The sequence below is a fragment of the Bradyrhizobium sp. AZCC 2289 genome, from assembly GCF_036924615.1.
Taxonomy (GTDB): domain Bacteria; phylum Pseudomonadota; class Alphaproteobacteria; order Rhizobiales; family Xanthobacteraceae; genus Bradyrhizobium.
On record NZ_JAZHRY010000001.1, the window covers coordinates 7,595,544 to 7,615,429 of the forward strand.

The 19,886-nt window shown below is 59.8% G+C and carries 19 protein-coding genes and 3 pseudogenes; 12 read left to right on the forward strand and 10 right to left on the reverse strand.

The features are described from left to right. Positions 1–773 precede the first annotated feature (773 nt). The 3 genes from V1289_RS50005 to V1289_RS35960 all read right to left on the reverse strand — a co-directional run bounded on the left by V1289_RS50005 (position 774) and on the right by V1289_RS35960 (position 2,131). Positions 774–953, reverse strand: coding sequence for an SANT/Myb-like DNA-binding domain-containing protein (locus V1289_RS50005; protein WP_442896111.1), 180 nt, complete (start codon positions 951–953; stop codon positions 774–776). Positions 954–980: 27 nt separating this feature from the next. Next, positions 981–1,172, reverse strand: a complete 192-nt coding sequence (locus tag V1289_RS35955) for a hypothetical protein (RefSeq protein WP_334403330.1) — start codon at positions 1,170–1,172, stop codon at positions 981–983. Positions 1,173–1,708: 536 nt separating this feature from the next. Continuing rightward, the gene (locus V1289_RS35960; RefSeq protein WP_334403331.1) at positions 1,709–2,131 is read right to left on the reverse strand and encodes a hypothetical protein; all 423 of its coding nucleotides are present in this window, start codon (positions 2,129–2,131) and stop codon (positions 1,709–1,711) included. Positions 2,132–2,777: 646 nt separating this feature from the next. On the opposite strand from V1289_RS35960, the gene V1289_RS35965 reads away from it, so the two are divergent. Both V1289_RS35965 and V1289_RS35970 read left to right on the forward strand, forming a co-directional pair. Beyond that, positions 2,778–2,981, forward strand: a complete 204-nt coding sequence (locus V1289_RS35965) for a cold-shock protein (RefSeq protein WP_074278830.1) — start codon at positions 2,778–2,780, stop codon at positions 2,979–2,981. Positions 2,982–3,694: 713 nt separating this feature from the next. Continuing rightward, a protein-coding gene (locus V1289_RS35970) for an IS3 family transposase (protein ID WP_334403332.1) occupies positions 3,695–4,836 on the forward strand; the annotation gives its coding sequence in 2 pieces (ribosomal slippage) (positions 3,695–3,953 and positions 3,953–4,836; 1,143 coding nt in all). 392 nt (positions 4,837–5,228) lie between these two features. Here V1289_RS35970 and V1289_RS35975 read toward each other — a convergent pair. Further along, a protein-coding gene (locus V1289_RS35975; protein WP_442896112.1) for an IS3 family transposase occupies positions 5,229–6,406 on the reverse strand; the annotation gives its coding sequence in 2 pieces (ribosomal slippage) (positions 5,229–6,115 and positions 6,115–6,406; 1,179 coding nt in all). 104 nt (positions 6,407–6,510) lie between these two features. Between V1289_RS35975 and V1289_RS35980 the strand changes: the two genes are divergently transcribed. From V1289_RS35980 to V1289_RS35990, 3 genes and pseudogenes are all read left to right on the forward strand, one after another. After that, positions 6,511–6,696 (forward strand): hypothetical protein, encoded by a 186-nt coding sequence (locus V1289_RS35980; RefSeq protein ID WP_334403335.1) that lies wholly within the window; start codon positions 6,511–6,513, stop codon positions 6,694–6,696. 418 nt (positions 6,697–7,114) lie between these two features. Beyond that, positions 7,115–7,309 (forward strand): annotated as a pseudogene (locus V1289_RS35985) (DUF4167 domain-containing protein); the annotation flags it as partial. 975 nt (positions 7,310–8,284) lie between these two features. Continuing rightward, a complete protein-coding gene (locus V1289_RS35990; protein ID WP_334403337.1) occupies positions 8,285–8,446 on the forward strand; it encodes a hypothetical protein in 162 nt (53 codons plus the stop codon). A 360-nt stretch (positions 8,447–8,806) separates the two neighbouring features. Here V1289_RS35990 and V1289_RS35995 read toward each other — a convergent pair whose 3' ends face one another. From V1289_RS35995 to rpoH, 3 genes are all read right to left on the reverse strand, one after another. Next, positions 8,807–9,058, reverse strand: a complete 252-nt coding sequence (locus tag V1289_RS35995; RefSeq protein ID WP_334403339.1) for a DUF1488 family protein — start codon at positions 9,056–9,058, stop codon at positions 8,807–8,809. A 531-nt stretch (positions 9,059–9,589) separates the two neighbouring features. Then, on the reverse strand, positions 9,590–9,826 hold the full coding sequence (locus tag V1289_RS36000) for a zinc-finger domain-containing protein (RefSeq protein ID WP_334403341.1): 237 nt from the start codon (positions 9,824–9,826) through the stop codon (positions 9,590–9,592). 180 nt (positions 9,827–10,006) lie between these two features. Continuing rightward, positions 10,007–10,906, reverse strand: a complete 900-nt coding sequence (gene rpoH / locus V1289_RS36005; protein WP_334403343.1) for an RNA polymerase sigma factor RpoH — start codon at positions 10,904–10,906, stop codon at positions 10,007–10,009. Between the two features lie 97 nt (positions 10,907–11,003). Between rpoH and V1289_RS36010 the strand changes: the two genes are divergently transcribed. The 7 genes and pseudogenes from V1289_RS36010 (at position 11,004) to V1289_RS36035 (ending at position 15,261) form a co-directional block, all read left to right on the forward strand. Continuing rightward, complete coding sequence (locus tag V1289_RS36010) at positions 11,004–11,606, forward strand: MarR family winged helix-turn-helix transcriptional regulator (protein WP_334403345.1); 603 nt, start codon at positions 11,004–11,006, stop codon at positions 11,604–11,606. Between the two features lie 38 nt (positions 11,607–11,644). Then, a complete protein-coding gene (fdxA, locus tag V1289_RS36015) occupies positions 11,645–11,980 on the forward strand; it encodes a ferredoxin FdxA (protein ID WP_334403347.1) in 336 nt (111 codons plus the stop codon). A 90-nt stretch (positions 11,981–12,070) separates the two neighbouring features. Beyond that, positions 12,071–12,406: pseudogene (locus tag V1289_RS36020) on the forward strand (thiaminase II); the annotation flags it as partial. Positions 12,407–12,672: 266 nt separating this feature from the next. Beyond that, on the forward strand, positions 12,673–12,924 hold the full coding sequence (locus V1289_RS36025) for a hypothetical protein (protein ID WP_143205891.1): 252 nt from the start codon (positions 12,673–12,675) through the stop codon (positions 12,922–12,924). Positions 12,925–13,317: 393 nt separating this feature from the next. Beyond that, positions 13,318–13,611 (forward strand): annotated as a pseudogene (locus V1289_RS50010) (alcohol dehydrogenase catalytic domain-containing protein); the annotation flags it as partial. Between the two features lie 147 nt (positions 13,612–13,758). Further along, positions 13,759–14,343, forward strand: coding sequence for a zinc-binding dehydrogenase (locus V1289_RS36030; protein WP_334403349.1), 585 nt, complete (start codon positions 13,759–13,761; stop codon positions 14,341–14,343). Between the two features lie 564 nt (positions 14,344–14,907). Further along, positions 14,908–15,261, forward strand: coding sequence for a hypothetical protein (locus tag V1289_RS36035; protein WP_334403350.1), 354 nt, complete (start codon positions 14,908–14,910; stop codon positions 15,259–15,261). Positions 15,262–15,263: 2 nt separating this feature from the next. On the opposite strand, the gene V1289_RS36040 is transcribed toward V1289_RS36035, so the two are convergent. The 3 genes from V1289_RS36040 to V1289_RS36050 are packed head-to-tail and all read right to left on the reverse strand — an operon-like array spanning position 15,264 to position 19,822. Continuing rightward, a complete protein-coding gene (locus V1289_RS36040) occupies positions 15,264–16,565 on the reverse strand; it encodes a glycoside hydrolase family 130 protein (RefSeq protein ID WP_334403351.1) in 1,302 nt (433 codons plus the stop codon). 39 nt (positions 16,566–16,604) lie between these two features. Further along, complete coding sequence (locus V1289_RS36045) at positions 16,605–18,890, reverse strand: glycosyltransferase family 4 protein (protein ID WP_334403353.1); 2,286 nt, start codon at positions 18,888–18,890, stop codon at positions 16,605–16,607. Beyond that, the gene (locus V1289_RS36050; RefSeq protein ID WP_334403354.1) at positions 18,887–19,822 is read right to left on the reverse strand and encodes a class I mannose-6-phosphate isomerase; all 936 of its coding nucleotides are present in this window, start codon (positions 19,820–19,822) and stop codon (positions 18,887–18,889) included. Before V1289_RS36050 ends, V1289_RS36045 begins: the two co-directional genes overlap by 4 nt. Positions 19,823–19,886: the final 64 nt, after the last annotated feature.

Genomic DNA, 19,886 nt, shown 5'->3' on the forward strand with positions numbered 1-19,886 from the left:
TTTCGGCGCTCTCGAAAGAGATGGCGACTACGTCAGCCGCGCTGTCTTGAAGTCGCCTCGCGACCAGCCGTGTTAGCTTAGTCGATGAGACGCGTAGGAGTTATCGACATCACGGTAGCAACGCGGCGCGCCTCGGCGCATCGCAACGTTCCACCACGCGACGCTGCGCGTCGCACCACATCGCTACGCAACGCGCGAGCCGCTGGGGACATCCCGGCGGCTCTCGCGCGTTTAGCGCGGACGGTCCGCCTCAAGCGCCTGTGGCTCCGAGACGGTCGTGTGAAGCAAAATACATGCGCCGCCTCGCGACGTGCCGTAATCGAACGCCGATATCGGCCAGAGCGTTGATCAAAAAAAGGTTGGTACTGGTGGTCTAGTTTGATTTCAGCTCAGGACGCCTCGCGGCAAGGGCCTAGCGCAACCTACGGGCGCGTGAAAGCCGCCCGTGAGGGCTTGGCAATCGTCGCAAATCAGCAGACCGCGCCTAACCTTCCGGGAACAGCTTGTCGGTGGATTTGTCCAAATGCCTCGTGGTGCTTTGAGCATCTGTCAGGTGTCCAACCAGCTCTCCGGAAAGCTTGTAAATGTTCACGCCTCTGAGGTCATAGATCTTCTGTCCCTTGAGATCGAAGATGGCCGAGCCCAAGGACGATCGCTACGTGGACGCCACGGCTGTTGAATATTTTTCCGTCCACGACCTACCTCCTTTCGAGGGGCCCCGCGGCAAAGGCAGCGCTTGTTGGGCAGCGATAGCGAGACAAATCGCACTCGGGCTATTTCCCCTTCGCCTTTAGCCCGGACCGCCGCATTTGCGAGATGCAGTCTCGAATAGTTTTCACAGGACGCTTGAGGTTCGCGGAAATAAACACCCACGATTTACCGGCCTCGATGAGATCGAGCAATCGTCGATCCTCCTCGGGTGTCCAATTTGTTCCGCGGTGCTGCACAGCCATCAGAATACGCTCATTTCTTTGCCTTCGCTATCGTCGCCGTTCGAGCGTGATTTTTCTAAGGTCGATATTCAGTCTCATGGCGCGAGAGCGGACGGCGTGTTCGGTTCGGTTCAACTGCATTCCGATCTCACGAGCCTTCACGTCGGTGAGCGCCAACGAGCGCAGCCGTTCGACGTCCTCCGGCGTCCACGGACTAATTTTTTTTCCCGCCGCCGTCATCGCAGCCCTATTTCTTCGACTTCAGCCCCAGCTCTACAAGCCGGCGGATGCCATCATTATCGTTTCGCACAAAGACGATCATGGACGCTCGTATGGGACCTACAGAGCCTTGCAGCGGTAGAGGCGTCTAAAAATCGACTTTCGCGAGATTTTCGGAGTCGTTCGATTTTCGACTTTTGCAACAGTATCGGCACAAATGCGCCGTGCCGCGACGTCCGCTATACTGCTCTTGGGGGGATAAGCGGACGTGGCGGTCGCACATGGCAGGCTCGATAAATAGCGTCGCTTGCCGTGCTGACCGACGTGCCAGCGTCGCTCGATGACGGTGCCGCGGTAGGTTCCGACCTCGACTGACCCGCCAAGGCCCCTAAGAGCCTCGCGGACTCGTTCTGCCGTTGGGGCGACATGAGCCCAGCGCTTTCCAGCTAAACGCGCACACCACTCTTCTAGCCCTCTGCGGACCACACGCAATTCCTGCGTACATTTTGGTCCGCCGGGCCTGCGCTCGGCAGGTTTTGCTTGATGTCACGCCATTTCTAGATGGCAGAAGCGGGCGTGTTACGGTTTGAGTGCTCCTCGGCAGTGGGGGTCGCGCGTTCGGGCTGACGCGTGACCGGAAGCTGCAATACAGTCGCCCGCTGGCCGCTTGAGAGATGCGTCACGAGAACGACGTTGCCGTCTGGCAATTCGAGCGCGTCATGATGTCGGTAGGCATTGTGCTGATCTATCTTGCGAAATCGAGCAACTCTGAAGTTGGGGGCCTTCGTCCAAATCCAGCTTTGATTGTGTTTCACGTCTTGATCAAAAGCCAATTCGGTCCCCGGAAGCAGGCAAACCGCCACGTTCGGTTCGCCTTCCGCCGCAAAGCCGCGAGTCCCTCCTGAAAATGACGTTGTGATAAGCATCTCGCCAACCTTTGCGGGACGAGACGCGACAGCGTGCAGACTATAGTCACACATCGGATTTGCCTCCTCGCTTGAGATAGGTCACCCGCACCCGCGGTGGCGCGGGCGTCTATCAGTGTGGTCCAGTGGTGAATATTACCCAGCTTGCGGGCAATTCTACGGCCCTCCTCAATTCAAGTATTACAAAATCCGCCGGTTCACGCCGGCGCGCCTTACCTGGGTGAGTGCAAATCGCCTTGAAGCCAGCGTCCAAGACCCTTGGACTTCGTAGGGTCTTCATACGCGGCAAGGGTCTTATGTACGCGATTGCAGATAGCGCATTCAAACGTATGCAAGTCGACGCCCGGGCGCGCCAGCTCGATACTGACGAGCATCATCGGGGCCTTGCACTTCGCACAAGCGGGGCGCTCCATTGCAACGAATGGAATGACGGGCGACAGGCGTTGAGACTGGGGCATGATGCTTCCCTCGAATAAGCGGGAGCGCAACACTCTCTGTCACCGGTAATGCCTAGGAGGCGGAGCGGTGATTGTTTGAGTATGCGCCTCCAGGGTCTCAAACGCGAGTTAATTCGCGGATATTTGAAAGGAAGGTAGGCACCATACTCCGGGCCCGCCGGCTCACCCCGGCGGGTTTTGCTTGCCTTCCAAATCGGCATGAGGTTGTCTTGAGGTCCTATCGGATATGGGAGACGACCAAGGTGGCAACCGGAACGGTGAAGTGGTTCAACGCGACAAAGGGCTATGGATTCATTCAGCCCGATAACGGCAGCAAGGATGTGTTCGTGCACATCTCCGCGGTCGAGAAAGCTGGGCTCAGCACACTCAATGAGGGTGCAAAGGTGAGCTATGAGGAAGTGCCCAACAAGGGGAAGACTTCGGCGGAGAATTTGAGGGTCGGGTGACTTCGGAAGGGCATGGCGAAGCCCGCCGGCTCACGCCGAAGGGGCGCGCGCGGCTCGCTGCGCCGGGTATCTGCAGTCCCAATTGCGCGTCGCATCGAGGCTTTGGAACCTTTGAAGGCATTGTATGCCGAGATATCCGTCACTGGCGGATGATTCATGGGGCTTTCGCACCCAAACGCCGGGGCGGGTTTCCACTTGTTTCGGAGTGCCGTAGGCGCATATTCCGAGAATGGCGACAATTATCCGATGCAATTGCGGCGCTGAGTACAAACGCACTGAAGCAAAGTTCTTAGTACCGCACACCGGTCACGCATCCTGTAAAGTCTGCGGGGCCACGCTAGAGTCTTGGTTGGAAAGCACCCACGTTGCCACATTCGATCTGTTCAAACGTCCAGACGGAAAGCCCGGTAGTGGGTCAGTTTGATTGTGGCAGGATGACTGGCTTGAACGGCAGCGCCGGAGGCGCATATTTGGAAAATGAACCCCGATTTGTTTGCGCCGTTGACCCACGAAGAATTCGTCTCGTTGCGGGACTGCGCTAAGGGTTTGATGCACCGGACAATCCCAGCCGAACACAAAGACCGACTGATCCAACTAGGGTACCATACAGGAATTGTCGGGCGGACAGAGCCGGCTCCGGAAATCTGAACAGGGCGATAAGTGGAGTTTCTGCCTGACGGCGGGCAAGATTGGCCCGCGAATCAGGAGAGACGATGAGCAGACGAGCACGCCGGAACCACACCCCGGCTTTCAAGGCGAAGGTGGCACTTGCTGCCGTCAAGGGCGACCGAACACTGGCTCAACTGGCGGAGCAGTTCGACGTCCACCCCAATCAGATCACATCGTGGAAAGCGCAGCTTGAAGGCGGCGCCGCCGATGTGTTTGGGCCAGGTCACGGTAACGCTACGCGGTTACCCGCGATTGATGTGAAGTCGCTGCATGCCAAGATCGGGGAACTGACGCTGGAGAACGATTTTTTAGAAGGAGCGCTCACCAAGGCGGGATTGCTGAGCGCAAAGCGATGATCGACCGTGAGCACGATCTGCCGATCACCAAGCAGGCGAAAGTTTTGAAGATCAGCCGCGGCAGCGTTTATTATCTGCCGCGCCCGGTGTCGTCTGCCGACCTCGCGATCATGCCGCGGCTCGACCGGCTGCACCTGGAGTTTCCTTTCGCCGGTTCGCGCATGTTGCGAGGCCTGCTGGCACTGGCTTTGCAGGGGTGCAAGATCGGCCGCCGGCATGTCAAAACGCTGATGCAGCGGATGGGGATAGAGGCGCTCTATCGCCGTCCGCGCACCACCAAGCCCGAGCCCGGCCACAAGATCTATCCATATCTGTTGCGCGGCATGGAGATCACGCGCCCGAACCAGGTCTGGGCAATGGACATCACCTACATCCCGATGGCACGCGGCTTCGTGTATCTCGCTGTCGTCCTCGACTGGGCGACCCGCCGGGTTCTGTCGTGGCGGCTGTCGATCACGATGGAGGCAGCCTTCTGCATCGAGACCCTGGAGGACGCCCTTGCTCGTCACGGCAAGCCCGAAATCTTCAATACCGATCAGGGCTCGCAGTTCACCGGCGCGGCCTTCACCGGCGCGCTCGCCAGCAACGGCATCGCGATCAGCATGGATGGCAAAGGAGCATGGCGGGACAACGTGTTCGTCGAGCGGCTGTGGCGCAGCGTCAAATACGAGGAGGTCTATCTGCGGGCCTACGAAAGCGTCGGCGAGGCACGACATTCGATCGGCCGGTATCTCGATTTTTACAACGGCCGACGTCCTCATTCGAGTCTTGACGACATGACCCCGGATCAAGCCTACTTCAACCTTCCGTCGCCCCGCGCGGCGGCCTAACCCCGGCAGAGGCTCCACTTATCGACGCGGAATTTTTGTTCAGACAACCGGGGCCAGCTCTGACTTCGACTAACGAACGCTGGCAGGCTGAGGATTGCGGAAGGCAAATGACCGACAAGCACCCCAAACGCCCTAGGGACAACGCGACGCCACCACCTAAAAAGCCCCGCTAAAATTCGGTAGGTGCCGTCTGCGCCATAATAGCGGACTTCCGCACTGGAAAACGGACGGTCCGCAGCGCATATTTGCAAGATGGCCCAGAGGTACCGACCGCGCCTGCTTGAAGTGAGGGTAATCCCTCTAAAACCTGATCAGTGGGAGTGGCAAGTTTGCGAAGACGATACGCCCCTCGTTATGGGTTATGTGATCTTCCCCCGAAAAAATGGACAGGGTTAAGCTGCTTTTAGCTCCATCTCGATCGGGCTGAGATAGCCGATGGCGGAGTGACGACGCGTTCGATTGTAGAAGCCCTCGACATAGGCAAAGATATCACGTGTGGCTTCTTGCCGTGTTGCATAATGCCGGTGATGGACGAGCTCGGTCTTGAGAGTGTGGAAGAAGCTTTCCATCGGGGCATTGTCGTAGCAGTTGGCCTTGCGGCTCATTGAGGCCCGCAAGCCGGCAGACTGCATCATATTGCGATACTCCGCCGAAGCATATTGAACGCCCCGATCGGAATGGTGGATCAGGCCGGCACCAGGCCGCTGTGCTGCAATGGCCATCCGCAAAGCCGCCAATGGCAGGTCGGCGCGCAAATGATCCGCCATCGCCCAGCCGACGATCTTGCGGCTGTACAGGTCCATGACGGTGGCCAGATAGAGCCAGCCCTGATCAGTCTCGACGTAGGTGATGTCGGCGAGCCAGATCCGGTTCGGCGCGGCGGCGGTGAAGTTCTGCTCGAGCAGATTCGGGGCAATCGGGAAGTCGTGACGGCTGTCGGTGGTGCGCACCCGGCGTGGCCGCGCCATGATGGCCCTGATCCCGTGACGGCGCATCAGTCGCTCGATGCGACCGCGGCTCGCCCCGCGGCCCTGGGCCTTCAGCTCGGCATGGATGCGCGGGCTGCCATAGCGTCCGCAGGCCTCGCGGTGGACCCGTTCGATGTCGTCGACGAGCGCACGATTGGCGGCGGATCGCCGGCTCTCCGGGCGCGCTCGCCAGGCATAGTAGCCGGCCGGCGAGACACCGAGCACGTCGCACATCAGTGACACCGGGTAGTCAGCGCGGCGATCTTCAATGAAACGGAATCTCATGTCCGCGTCCCAGCAAAGATCGCGATCGACTTTTTTAAAATGTCGCGCTCCATGCGCAGCCGTTCGTTCTCTCGCTGCAAACGAGCGATCTCCGCCGCGTGGTCCGCCGACGGCACCATCGCCTGCGTTGTGGGGCGCCGCGCCGGTGCCGTCGGCTCCCGCCCAGCCCCACGCTGCTCCACCCAGCGCCGCAATACGGAATCGCGCAGGCCAAGTTCCTTGGCCACCGATCCGATCGAGCGACCGCTCGAAGCCACCAGATCGACTGCTTGCCGCTTGTAATCGTTCGTAAACGACCGACGTTGACGTGCTTCCATCCGACACCTCCTGGCTCCTCGAGCCTACTACAGGTGTCCATCAATTCGGAGGAGGTTCAACGGGCCTAAAGTGTTTCGGAAAATGCATCTCCCAGGAGATGACAATGAAAGACCTTGTGCAGTGCCGCAAGTTAGAGGCTAGGTTTCGCCATCTCGCAGTGAGCGACCCGACCAAACGTTTCATATGGCTCGCCGAAGCTGAAAAATGGGAACACGAGGCCGAAGCGGAAATCGCCTCTCACTTCGAAGCATGCAATGCTGTGCGAACTACCGATGCAATTGACCAATAGCCACAAAATCTAGTGCCTCCCCCTGGAGGCGCCGCTTTGCGCTACGCCGCAACTTGAAATCATCACACTGCGCCCCTAAGTAATGTGGGATAGCATGCTCACAGTGTTCTTGATCAAGCGGCGAGCCCAGTCGCCCACGGACGACCGTTTGGCTGCTAGGCAGACCGTTCAGTCTTGTGCATGCGATTTCGAAAGCAAGCGCCGCTTGAAGGTCGCCGATGCGGGCCGCGATCCGCCACAAGGCACAGCGCGCTCACATATCGCGGGTACGATCCCGATTGGAAACCTAACTCTTACGGGTTGACGCTGAAATAACTGCGCAAGTTTGTTGCCGCATTGCTGTGTTAATCAGCGTGACCCTTTACAACTGCCATATAAGGAGCGAGCCGTGTACGACGGCTCGAAGACAACCATGACTATGAATCAATCCAGATCCGCCGCGCTGTCGCGAAGACGGGCGGAGCACTCACCTCCCGCGGAGGGGCGTTCCAAAAACCGCCAAAGTGTGAGGACGAGCTATGAGCGGTATCTCGCGTTGGCTCGTGCCCAAACTCTAGCCGGCGATCAAGTCGAGGCGGAGAATTCCTACCAACACGCCGAACATTATTTCCGCTCCATGAGCGAGAGCGCGCGGTAACCGAATGGGAATCCGCCCTCGGTTCCTCCGAGTGACTCAAACCTGGCGCCGAAGTTCGAAGCTTCAACCTGGGACCACCAACAGCGAGCATCCGTGCATGTGCAATTCGTGCTCGTGATGTATACGCCCAGCTTCCGCCCGTTCGTTAGTGAGATCGACATTCGGTGGTCTGCGGGGCGACCGGCGGCAAGCCGTTTATATAGTGCGCTTTTGGCAGAGTCCCGACACGCGGGCAGCGTTATATTGCCAGCGATGGAATAGTTGACGCTGTTCGCGACTGGCGGCGAGCTGCACCTGACTCTTGAGCCCTAGGCCCGAGAGGTGAACGCGGCGATGCTGGGTTGGCTGAGAAAAAACGAAGTTCCCGCCTTTGACCGCAACGGATATTGGTCAACTAAAGTCTCTAGCAAAGCAAAGAGCCGGCGCTAAGAAAATCGCAAAGGCATTGAAGCGCACTCCGGGTGCACAACGGTAAAAGCGCATATGCATATGTTGGATGTGTCGCTCAGCACGAGGGGGTAACTGAAGGCAAAGGTCGCGATAATTAGCAAGTAGGTCTGCCGCATTTGAATTGAACGGCTTTCTTTTTGATTTTCCGGAACGAACCACCGTATGCTCGGTTGTCATATGTTCCCCACCATTAAGGAGAACGTGATGACAAACAGAATGATCCCAACAAGTATGGTCAGCAGAATCGACAGAGCGATTAGTCCGCTAAGTCCGGCCAGAACCCGAGTCAGACGCCTGGCCAACAGACGCAAAATCCAAACCAGGACGGCCAGCAGGGCGGCGGCCAACAAAGAGATCCGCAACGCTGATGGAAACGAATTGCTCGCTTCGACGAGCGGTTTTGTTTAGCAGAGTTCTTCCGGCTCCCAATCCGCCTTCTTCGACACCTCCCATTCTTAGGCGCACGATGCCCTTCGGTCCGTGCCCTCAGAGGAGTTAGCTATGGAACATCAATTTTTCATTCGCCAGCAAAACCTTAAGCTCTATCGCAGTCTCGTGGCTGCATCGGAAGCAGCGGCAGCGAAAGCTGACGCGCGGCACGAGAAGCTTTTAAAGCTACTGGCAGAGGAAGTAGCGAACGAACCGCCGCCCAGAAAGAACTAAGGCGCTTGATGCCGGCATGAGTGGCTTAACCTGTCAACAGATTGTATTCGTGACGAAACTTGTGCTGAGCGTAAATCGCAGCGCGGCCTGTGGCTTGGGGATCAACGGTTTCGCTGCTTACGACTTGGACAGACCAATTGTCTTTCGGCCACCTCATTTGTGACGGGATAAATACCGACGGTGGATACGTCCTCGCATCCCGGGTAAGTGTGGATTTCTCTGAGGCGGGTTTACTTAAGTTCTTCTGTCGATATCAGCGTCTTGTTCATACGGGTTCTCCGTTTTCTCGTCATCGCCGCTCAACAGCTGGTAGCCACGTCGTCGCTTGCGCAAGAGAGGACGTCGAGCAGCCAGCCTGCATCAAGGGTTCAGATCCTCAGTGGTCACTACAACACCGCGGTCAGAGCGCCCCTCCCGCTGCAACTTCGCGCGAGCGAGATGTTCGATCTCGGCTCGGTGCCTTACAAAGATAGCGACGAGCTGTGCATATCCTGCGTCCTTTCTGCTCATACGCTCTCGGTTCAGAAGGGCAGTCTCCGTTACCCGGCACTTTTCGATTTTTCCGCCGTACTGCACAACGAAATGAACGTAATCGCCGCCAGCAACGACCATGAGAATGGTCCTCAGACGGGGGTGAGCCTAACATATGGTGGTTTATCCGATCCCCTACAGGCGAGGGCCGCGTGAGCGCATCAATCTGCCAGCGCCCATCTTCCATAGACCGACGCGATAAGCGTTTGGGCAATGGCCAAGCCCGCTCGCGTCGGCATCGGATCAAGCGCGCCGTAGGTCCAATTCGGCCCCGTTCCTTTAGGGTACAAGCGAATTATCTCGACGCGCTTAATGCCTCGCGTGTGCGGATCCATCGCCAGAAGCCGAAGGCACTCGCGGCCTCAAGTTCGGCTGCGGATTTACGCGACATGTCTTCCATCAAGGTTCTCTGGCTTCGGGATATTGACCTCTTGGAGGCGGCGCTGTTACCGCGCAAGTCAAGCCGGGACCCGCTCATTCGATCGACCACGTTAGCGCGGGCGGATCGTTCGTGGCCATCGTGAATCACCCCCGGGACGGCGGGACGATAGCGCCTGGCGCTGGTTGCCTGCGGCCGGCACGACGAAGGAAGCAGCGTTGCTGCTTTTCAACTCAGTCCCTGTCACCGTAAGCACAATCTGCCGGATCAGCTTCGTGTGCGCCCAAGCTCGGATCGAAGCGGAATAGCGTAGAGCAATAGGGGCAGACGACCTCACTGGCATCGCCCATCTTGAGGTAGATGTGTGGGTGATCTTGCGGCGGTTTATCCCCGATGCACTTGAACTCGCGGCAGCCAATGCGCACGATCGGCACCCCGACTTCATTATGAAACGTCGGATAACGTTCCATCTGCAGCGCGCGGCTTAGGCGCCCGATCGATGACGCAAAGTGCCGTGCATGGATCGTCGAGCGAGGGCTCGATCAGCACCCGGTGAGCGACGCCCCTCTCGCGTCGTTCGGTTGCCGTAAAACGTACCCATAGCGACACGTCCACCGTCAGTTTCTCCCGCCACGGGAGAGGGTTGGAAGCTAACGCACCTGCAGAGGCGCCGGGATCGCCACCGCCGCGACGCGGTGCTTCACTGCGTTCTGCACCTTCGCGAAGGCGCTCACCTCGATCTGGCGCACGCGCTCGCGCGAGACGCCGAATTCCTCAGCCAGCTCCACGAGCGTGATCTGTTCCTCGGCGAGCCGGCGCGTCTCGAAGATGCGCCGCTCGCGCTTGTTGAGCACGGTGAGCGCATCGGACAGCGTCTTGCGGCGGTTATCGAACTCCTCGCTCGCGGCGAGCGTCGTCTCCTGGTCCGGCGAGTCGTCCACCAGCCGGTCTTGCCACTCGCCGGAATCGCCGTCCTCGCGGATCGCGGCGTTGAGCGAGGCGTCGCCGCCGAGCCGCCGGTTCATGTAAATCACGTCCGTTTCGGTGACGCCGATCCGCCGGGCGATGATCTTCACCTGGTCCGGCCGCATATCGCCATCGTTGAATACGGAGATTTTGCTCTGGGCCTTGCGCAGGTTGAAGAACACCTTCTTCTGGTTGGCCGAGGTACCCATCTTCACCAGCGACCACGAGCGCAGGATATATTGCTGAATCGCCGCCTTGATCCACCACACGGCGTAGGTGGCGAACCGGAAGCCCTTCTCCGGCTCGAAGCGCTCGACCGCCTGCATCAGGCCGACATTGCCCTCGGAGATCGCCTCGGCGATCGGCAGGCCGTAGCCGCGATAGTCCCTGGCGATCTTGGTCACGAGCCGCAGATGGCTGGTGACCAGCTTGTGCGCCGCGTCGCGATCGCCGTGCTCGCGCCAGCGCTTGGCTAGCAGGTATTCTTCCTGGTGCTCCAACATCGGGAACCGCCGGATTTCCTCAAGATAATGGGTGAGGCCGGGTTCGGCCGTAAGGATCGGCAGGGCCGCGTTGCGGGCCATGATCAAGCCCTCAAACTAGTTTCGAAACAAAATTATCTGCATCCGATCGGTTGTCAAGTTAATTTCGAAACGCTATTATATTTTCGAAGAGGCAATCATGTCAGCGCGCGAAACGGCAGAGCTCCTGCTGCAGGTGGGACGGCTCGTACAAGCTGAGGGCTATGACGGCGAACTCAGTCCGGCCCAATGGATGGCGCTCCGCTTCTTCGCCCGGGCCAACCCGTTCTCGCGGACCCCGTCGGCCTTCGCGGAATTTCAAGCGACAACCCGCGGCACTGCAACACAAGCCATTAAGGCGCTTGAAGCGGGTGGGTACTTGGTCCGACAGCCATTCAAGACGGATGGGCGAAGCGTAAGTCTGCGACTGACGAGCAAGGGCAAAAAAGCGCTTGCACGCGATCCGTTCGAGGTTCTGGTGCGCGCCGTGGATTCGCTCGACGCGACAGAGCGAACTGCGATGCGTCGCGCCCTGCACCAGGTGTTGTCCACTCTAGCTACGAGTGGGGCGCATCGGCGCTTCGGTGTTTGCCCGGACTGCACGCACTTCGGCAGAGAGATGTGCGGCAACCTGCCGAGCACGGGCCCCTCAGCCGCTGAATGCCTGCTCCTCGGTGTTCCGATTCAGCCAGAGGACGTAGGTCTTCTGTGCGTCCATTTTCAACCAATGAACGAGCACCGCGAGGACGGACGGACACCGTGAATGAGTTCACCACTGCGATCTGCTGAAAGGACGCTTAATTGACCTTCGTCGTCAACGAGAACTGTATTCGCTGCAAAATCATGGACTGCGTCGACGTGTGCCCCGTGGACTGCTTCTATGAGGGCGAGAACATGCTCGTCATCCACCCGGACGAATGCATCGATTGCGGGGTCTGCGTGCCGGAATGCCCGGTCGACGCGATCAAGCCTGATACCGAGCCGGGGCTTGAGAAATGGCTGTCGCTGAATGCGGAATACGCGAAAATCTGGCCAAATATTACGGTCAAAAAAGCGACCCCGCCCGACTCTAAGGAGTGGGAGGGGAAGCCGGACAAACTCCAATACTTCTCACCAAATCCCGGCGCGGGTGATTGAGGCGGACAAGGTCAACGTCCACCCGGTTTGCGACGTGCTATTGGTAGCGAGCCAAAGCCACTCATTGAGAAGCAAACCCGGCGAAAGATCATGAGCTTCTTCGAGCGTCTAAAGACAGAAGCATCCGCCGAGTGGCGGGCCTACACCGCGCATCCCTTCACGAACGGGTTGGCAGACGGTTCGCTCGCCGAAGCGGCGTTTCGTCACTACCTCGTCCAGGACTACCAGTTCCTCACCGAGTTTGCTCGCGCCTACGCGCTCTCCGTCTACAAGTCGCCCAAGCTCGCTGACATGCGCGAAGCGGCGGCCGGCCTCTCGGCCATCCTCGACATCGAGATGAACCTGCACGTGAAGCTCTGCGCCGGCTGGGGCCTGTCGCCCAGCGATCTTGAACAAACCCCTCCGGCGGTCGAGATGCTGGCCTATAAAGCCCGAAACCCGTATGACTTCTCCGACTAGTCCGGCGCATGCGGCCGCCGGCTCAACTCACGCAGCTTGCGTAGGATCTTCCTTTAAGTCGCTACGATTCGATCGGCCGTTTCAAAAAAACCGCAACCGCGCTCATCATCCGTCAACGACACTGTCGCTTCTTCGAGGAAACGCAATTCCGACTCGATAGGGTCACGCCGATTTAATGAGACCCTCGCGTGCGCAGGCGTAGGGTGCGGGCAACCAAGTCCAGGGAGATGCCCATGAACGACCCCATAGGCTGTCGTGATATGGAACTATTGTGTCGCCATCGCGCGACGTTCAATATCCAACACAGTTGGAAGTGGCTCGGCGAAGCGGAACGTTGGAAAGACCTTGCGCACCGCGAAACTGCGTTCCGCTTTCACGGGGAGCATGCCGGTCCGATGACCATGGGTCCTAATTCGATGGAGGGTGACCGCCGCACCCTGCGGCGAGCCTCTCAACTCGAAGGCAAGAATTCGCCTCTGGAATGACGGCCCTCTGTCATCCCCTTTGCGCCCATGTGCGCTTGAGCTGAGACGAAGAAAACCTGCACACGTACGTCGCAAAAAAGGAGGTTGTGCACCGGAAGTACAGTATGCCTGGAGTAAAGCAGGGAGAAACGCTTATGCCCGTTGGAATGTTTCGTAATGAGGAAGGGGGGTGCAGGTCGATTACGAAATCGGCAACCGGACTTCACATGCCTATCCCTGAAACGACGCGATTGACCGACCCATAAGCGACATCGATTTCCTTCGGCGATGAGGAAGTCCGATCGACAACCGACATCCAAGGGCAGCGCCGGCAATCGATTAATCTCGCTACCGTGACTCGAGTGTGCCAAGCTGTTCTCATGTCGTGGCAACACGTTCGCATATCCCGGTTCGGTGGCCCCGAGGTCTTGGAACTGGCGGAGGAGTCGACCATCCCCAATCCGGGCCCCGGCGAGGTGCGCATCAAGGTTCTCAGCCGGGACCGGCTTCACTGACAGCTTCATTCGGCGTGGCCGGTACCTTGACTTCAAGGGACCGCTGCCGTTCACTCCGGGCTATGAGCTAGTGGGTGTTGTCGAGAAGGCTGGCTCCGGTGTGGTCTCGCCGCGCGAGGGGCAAATCGTTGCCGATCTCTGCGTGGTCGGTGGTTACGCGCAATATGCAATTCGGCCCGCGCGCTTTCTTGTGCCCGTTCCAGATGGCGTCGATGCGGCAGAGGCCGTTTGCATCCCGCTCGCCTACCTTACGGCCTTCCAGATGCTCATGCGCTATCGTCGCTTTTTTCCCGGCGAGATGATCCTCGTCATCGGCGCATCAGGCACGGTCGGTACGGCGATGCTCGATCTCGCGCGTCATTTTGGCCTCAAGGCAATCGGAACGTGTTCAGCAGCGAACCTCGCGACAGTTGAGCGATTTGGTGCTACCGCAATCGACTATCGGGCTGGTGACTTCGTTGCTTCGGTGCGTGAACTCACAGCGGGACGAGTTGGCGGCGCCGGCGTCGATGCGGCATTCGATGCGATCGGCGGATCGCATTTCGGCCGGTCCTTCGCCTGCCTCGCGCCGGGAGGCATCCTCATCGGCTATGGCTCCCAGACCATGGCAATCGGGCGCGAAAGCATAATCGCGGCTGGCCTGGGATTGGCGCGGTTGAAGCTATGGGGCGCATTGAGCTTCCTATTCCATGGCCGTCGTGCCCTTTGGTACAGCATCACCGATCGCCGCTTGTCGCACCCCGAAGAATTTAGGGCTGACATGGCTGCTTTGTTCGAGTTGCTCCGCAACGGTGCCATTCATCCGATAGTTATCGGTCGCGAACCACTAGCAACCGCGAAAAATGTTCACGCGCGTATCGACGCTGGCGGGCTCGGCGGCAAGATCGTGCTGCTGCCCTGGCTCGCATCGCAGGGAACTGTGTGACCACCGCCCCGCGCTGCTTTTGGGACGCTCTCGCTATCAATCTGCCAGTAAGCGCGACTTCCCATTTTGGCGTGCGCCGTGCAAAGGCGGCGCTTTCCAGTGGGTGCAAGCCCCACCCGGCAACCGCTCCAGCCGGAAGCAATCGGAGCAGTCATGGAGGTAACGAAGTGACTGAAGCCTTCGATTAGCGTGTCACGAATTGGTGACAGCGCGAGTGTGCAGGCCGCAACACGAGTGAACGTCGAGCAAGCCTCGAAAAGGAAGATGTGTAGGCCGATCCGACTGCCATATCGAGGAAGGCTGAAACAGCTGGGCGAGTTGAGCGAAGAGTACGGCCAGTTGCTACACCGGGGTATTGGCGGCGGCATGTACACAAGGAAAGCGTACGCAACACGGGAAGCCCCAAGGCGAGGTCAGCGATGACCAACCGAACGCCCGCGAGGGACAGGTCGGCCGCCATGGGGTGGCGGAGAGGTTCGTATTACCGCTGAGAACGGGTAACACCGGTGGAGGGAAGGGACCTCAGTTCAAGACAGACGCAACAAGTGGTGATGGATTTGGAGATTGGGCAACCTATCAACTCCGAAAACTGTTCAGAAACTACAGAAGGCGTTGCACGCGAAAGCGAAGGCAGAAGCCGGCTATCGCTTCTACGCGCTATACGACAAGATCAGCCGTGAGGACATTCTGGCCCATGCGTTTGCCCAGTGCCGTTCCAACAAGGGCGCACCGGGGGTCGACGGTCAGGACTTCGCGGACATTGAGGCGTATGGCGTCGAGCGGTGGCTTGGCGAACTGGCGCTTGCGCTCCGAGAGGAGAGCTGCGCCCTTGCCGGGGTTGAACGACTGAACGAAATAGCTGGTTCGGGCCATGAATCTCCTGACATCAGCGGTCGATCGAATGGCGCGCGGACGTGACGTCAGCAGCTCCGCATCGCGTTCAGCAGGGTCGAAATCCTGATGGTCGCGAAATTGGAGAACGTATCCGACACCGCATAGGGCAAAATGATCTGGTCGTTATGCCGCATCGCGCCGCAGGTGTAGACGACGTTGGGAACATAACCCTCGCGCTCGGACGGTTCGGGCCGCAGCAACGGTTCGCGCGAACGCGCCAGCACCTTGAAGGGATCGTTCTTGTCGAGCAGCGCTGCGCCAATCGAATATTTGCGGACCGGGCCGACGCCGTGGGTCAGCAGCAGCCAGCCCTCGTCGAGCTCGATCGGCGATCCGCAATTGCCGATCTGCACGAACTCCCAGGGAAACTGCGGCTTCAGGATCGCTTGGCCGCCGTCCCATCGATACAGATCGTCCGAATAGATCAGATACAGGTTCTCGTTGTCCTGCCGGGCGATCATCGCGAACTTGCCGTTGATCTTGCGCGGGAACAGCGCCATGCCCTTGTTGCGTGCGGCGTTGCCATACAGTGGCGACATCCGGAACGACGTGAAATCGTCGGTCTCGATCAGCTCGGAGCGGATCGCGCGTCCGCTGTAGGCGGTATAGGTGGCGTAATAGGTTTTGCGGCCCTCATCATGGAATTCGACAAAGCGCGCATCCTCGATGCCGTTGGATTGGGAGTCGGTGACCGGAAAGATCACGCGCTCGCTGAGTTCTTCCTCGGGGTTGAAGGCCAGCTCGATTGCGTCGCCGTCCTGCACCTCCACGCGGCGGCTGATCCGGGGGCTCAAGGCGAGGCGCGACGTCGGGTCGACCGCCAGGCTTCCGTCGGCCGCGATGGTGCCGGCGCGAAACGTCAGCGACGAGATATGCCCTTCGCCGACGGCGCGCAGGCTTAGGATAAAGCGCAGGCCGCCTTTCGGAGCGCCGGACTGGTCGGGATGCGGTACGATGCTGGGGTTGAACAGCGCGGACGCTTCGAATGAATATTCGTTGAGGAAATAGGCGCCGATCAGTTGGCGCTGGATTTTGGAAAAGGTGCCGTGCGCCAACAGCGCCTGCTCCATGACATCGGCGCGGGCCTCGAACGTCGCCAAGAGGTTGCGATGCCTACCTTGAAAATTCTCCAGCACGTCGGCGAGCAGATGGGCCGCGGCCTCCGGCTCGAGGGCGAGCACGCGGTCGACGATATGGTTGGCGCGGGTCTTGTCGGTCGGGTTGAGATCGCGCGGCTCGGTCGCGGGCTTGAACGGGCGCACGATCACCCGCGCAGGGTCGGGACGCAGATAGAGCGCTTGGCGGTTGACGAACGTGGCTTGCAACAAGGTTAGGGTCCTTGGCTCGCTGGAGTTAAGCAGATGAATTCAGACGACGACGGCGCGGAGCGCCGGCGGTTTGGTCAGTCCGGCATTGACGCGTGCAAGCTGACGAATCTCGGCAAGGCCAAGAAGATAGGACACGACGGACTCGCCGCCGCGATTTTCGTTGGCGCGATCGGGATGCAGTCCATCGCGGCAGCTTCCGGTATGCGGATCGACCAGCGCCACCGACAGATCATTGCTGCCGAGAAACCAGGCGAAGGCGTTGGTGGCGCTGGCTTTCCATTCGGCGTCGCCATCCGCCCGCCACGCCGTCAGGCAGGCCGCAATGGTCGCGGTGGCTTCCACCGGTTGCTGATCGAAGGCGCGCGGATGTTGCCGCTGATCGCCGAAGCCTGCGGTGCCTACGGGACGGAAGTGGCCGGCCGATGTCGTCTGTTGCGTCATCAGCCAGCGCAACGATCGCAATCCGGCCTCGACATAGGCCGGCGTTTTCGTCGCCATGCCCGTCAGCATCAACGCCTGCGGCAGCCGCGCATTATCATAGGCGAGCCCCTCCTCGAACCAGGTCCAATCAGGCGTATCGACCGCCTTGAGGCTTGCCATTAGCCGGTCGACCAGCCGATGCCGGATTTGCTGGGCGCGCAGATCATCGGGGGTGATCGCGCAGTAAGCGTGCAGGCCGAGCAGCGTAAAGGCCCAGGCGCGCGGCGAGCGAAAACTTTCCGCAGTCGGCAAGGCGTCGGCAAACAACGCCACCGCCCATTGGCGCCGCGACGGGCTGGCGTCCCGGCGTGCGCATTCGCCAAGCGCCCACAACGTGCGGCCGTGACTGTCCTCAGAGCCCTTGTCTTCCAGCCAGTTGCGATTGAAGCCCATAAAATTGCGAAACCGTTTGGTATCGGGATTCCACGCATGCTGCACGAAGGCGGCAAAGCGCGCCGTCAGCACTTCCGACAGGCGTTGTTCCCCGGGATTGTTCAGCGCGCAGGCCACCAGCAGCGCGCGGGCATTGTCATCGACGCAGTAGCCGTGCGAGCGATCAGGCACCGAATGCACCGCGTGCTGGAACAGGCCGGTGTCGTCGCACATCGATAGGAAATGACCCAGTTGCATGTCGGGCGCGGGCGGGCTCTGAATTTCCACCGAGGCGTTGTCGGAGCGCGCAATGACCTTGAGCCAATGACCCTGCCGCGCGCTCGCAAACGCGGTCATGTAACGCTCGGCGGTGCGCTCCCATGTCATCGACCGGCTGGTGGCGTAAGCGCGTTCGCGCATCGCCTGGCGGCGCTGGGCATCGGTGAGCAGTTCGGCAATCTTGCCGGCGATCGCGGCGGCGTCGCCAAAGGGCACCAGCACGCCGCGCCCATCGGCCAGCAATTCGCGCGCGTGCCAATAAGGCGTCGATACCACCGGCTTGCCAAGCCCGAAACTGTAGGCCAGCGTACCCGACGTCATCTGCGCCTCGTTGAGATAGGGCGTGACGTAGACGTCGCACATCGAAATGAATTCGAGCAGCGTAGCCTGATCGACGAACTGATCGAGGAACACCACGTGGTCCTCGACGCAAAGTTCGCGCACGCGCGTCACGAGGCTCTCGCGATAGGCCTCGCCCTGGTCGCGGACCAGGTTGGGATGGGTGGCGCCGAGCACGACATAAACCGTATCCGGCCGTCGCTTCAGGATCGCCGGCATGGCGTCGATCATGACCTCGATGCCCTTGTTGGGGGACAACAGGCCGAAGGTCAGGATCACCGATCGCCCGCTGTATCCGAGTTTTGTCTTTGCCGTGTCCGGCGCGACAAACGGAAAGTCGGGAATACCATGCGCGATGACCTCGATCTTGTCGTCCGGCACCAAATAGATACTGCGCAGCAGGTCGCTGCCCTTGTTGGCCATCACGATGACCTTCGAGGATGCCTCGACGATCCGCTCCATCACCGCGCGCTGGACCGCGGTGGGTTTGGCTAACACCGTATGCAGCGTCGTCACCACAGGCATGGTGAGGCGCGACAGCAGCTCGAGAATGTGAGCGCCGGCTTCGCCGCCGAAAATTCCGAATTCATGCTGCAAGCAAACGGTGTCGAACCGGCCAGCGTTCAGGAAATCCGCCGCGCGGACATAGTCCTCGATGCTGGCGTCCCTGATCTGCAAGGCGACCGAAGCGGGATAGTCATAGGCCTGACCATGGTCAGTCATGGCCACGATGCAGGTTTCCAGGTTCGGACGCGAAGCCGATATCGCCTGTTGCAGGTCGGTCGTAAAGGTTGCGATGCCGCAGCGGCGCGGCAGCGAATTGCCGATGAAGGCGAGACGGCGGAACGGCGTCATGTCCGCACCTCCGCGATCCCGTTTGATGCGGGCGAGCGGACGGCGGGCGTGCCGGCAGATGTGGTCATGCGCACTCCAGACTCTTGCAGCAGCGAAACAACGTGATCAGGTCCGGGATAGGCGACCAGAGCGCGCATCACGTCGGGTCCGGCTTCGATGCCGGCACGGTCGGCTTCAACAAAAATGGCGTCGCCGGCGGTCGCGTCGGTCGATCCGATTCTCGCGCGTCCTTCGATCACCAGGATCCAGGTTTCCCTGTTGGCATCGAGCGTCCAGTTCGAACCCGCGGCAAGATGGACATGCTCGAGCACAAAGTGCTGATTTGCGACCAGAACCGTTCGAGCCGGGCCGAGACGTTGCGTGCTATATTGAATCTGAAGCGGCCCGGCATCGGAAACGGCGACGGCGTTGTCTTCGTGCAGTTCGCGCGGCCGGCCATAATCGAACAGGCGAAAGGTCGCGTCGCTGCGTTGTTGAATCTCGGCCAGCACGATGCCGGCACCTATGGCATGGATCGTGCCGGCGGGAACGAAGATGATGTCGCCTTTGGCGACCGGGCGCCATTGCGTCAGATTGGCGATCGAACCGTCTTTGATCGACGCGCGCAATTCTTCCGGCGTGAGATGCCGCTTCAATCCGACGGCAACCCGCGCGTCCGCTGTAGCGGAAAGAATGTACCAGGCCTCGGTCTTGCCGTTCGGCAGGCCGATCGACCGGGCAAAGGCATCGTCGGGATGGACCTGGATCGACAAAGGCCCGCTGGTGAACAGCAGCTTGAGCAACAGGGCCGGAACTGGCGCGTTCTTGTCGGAGCGCTGGAACCACAACTCGCCGATGGCGTCACCCGAACCATCACAGCTGCTCCAGGGATGGAGATCAGCGATCCCCCACGGCTTGCGCACGACCTGCACGGAGGCATGTTCGATGGCCATAGGTTGTCCTGACCGCACATCGAAGTGATATGCCGTTGGTCGATACCGCTGTAAGACTTGTACA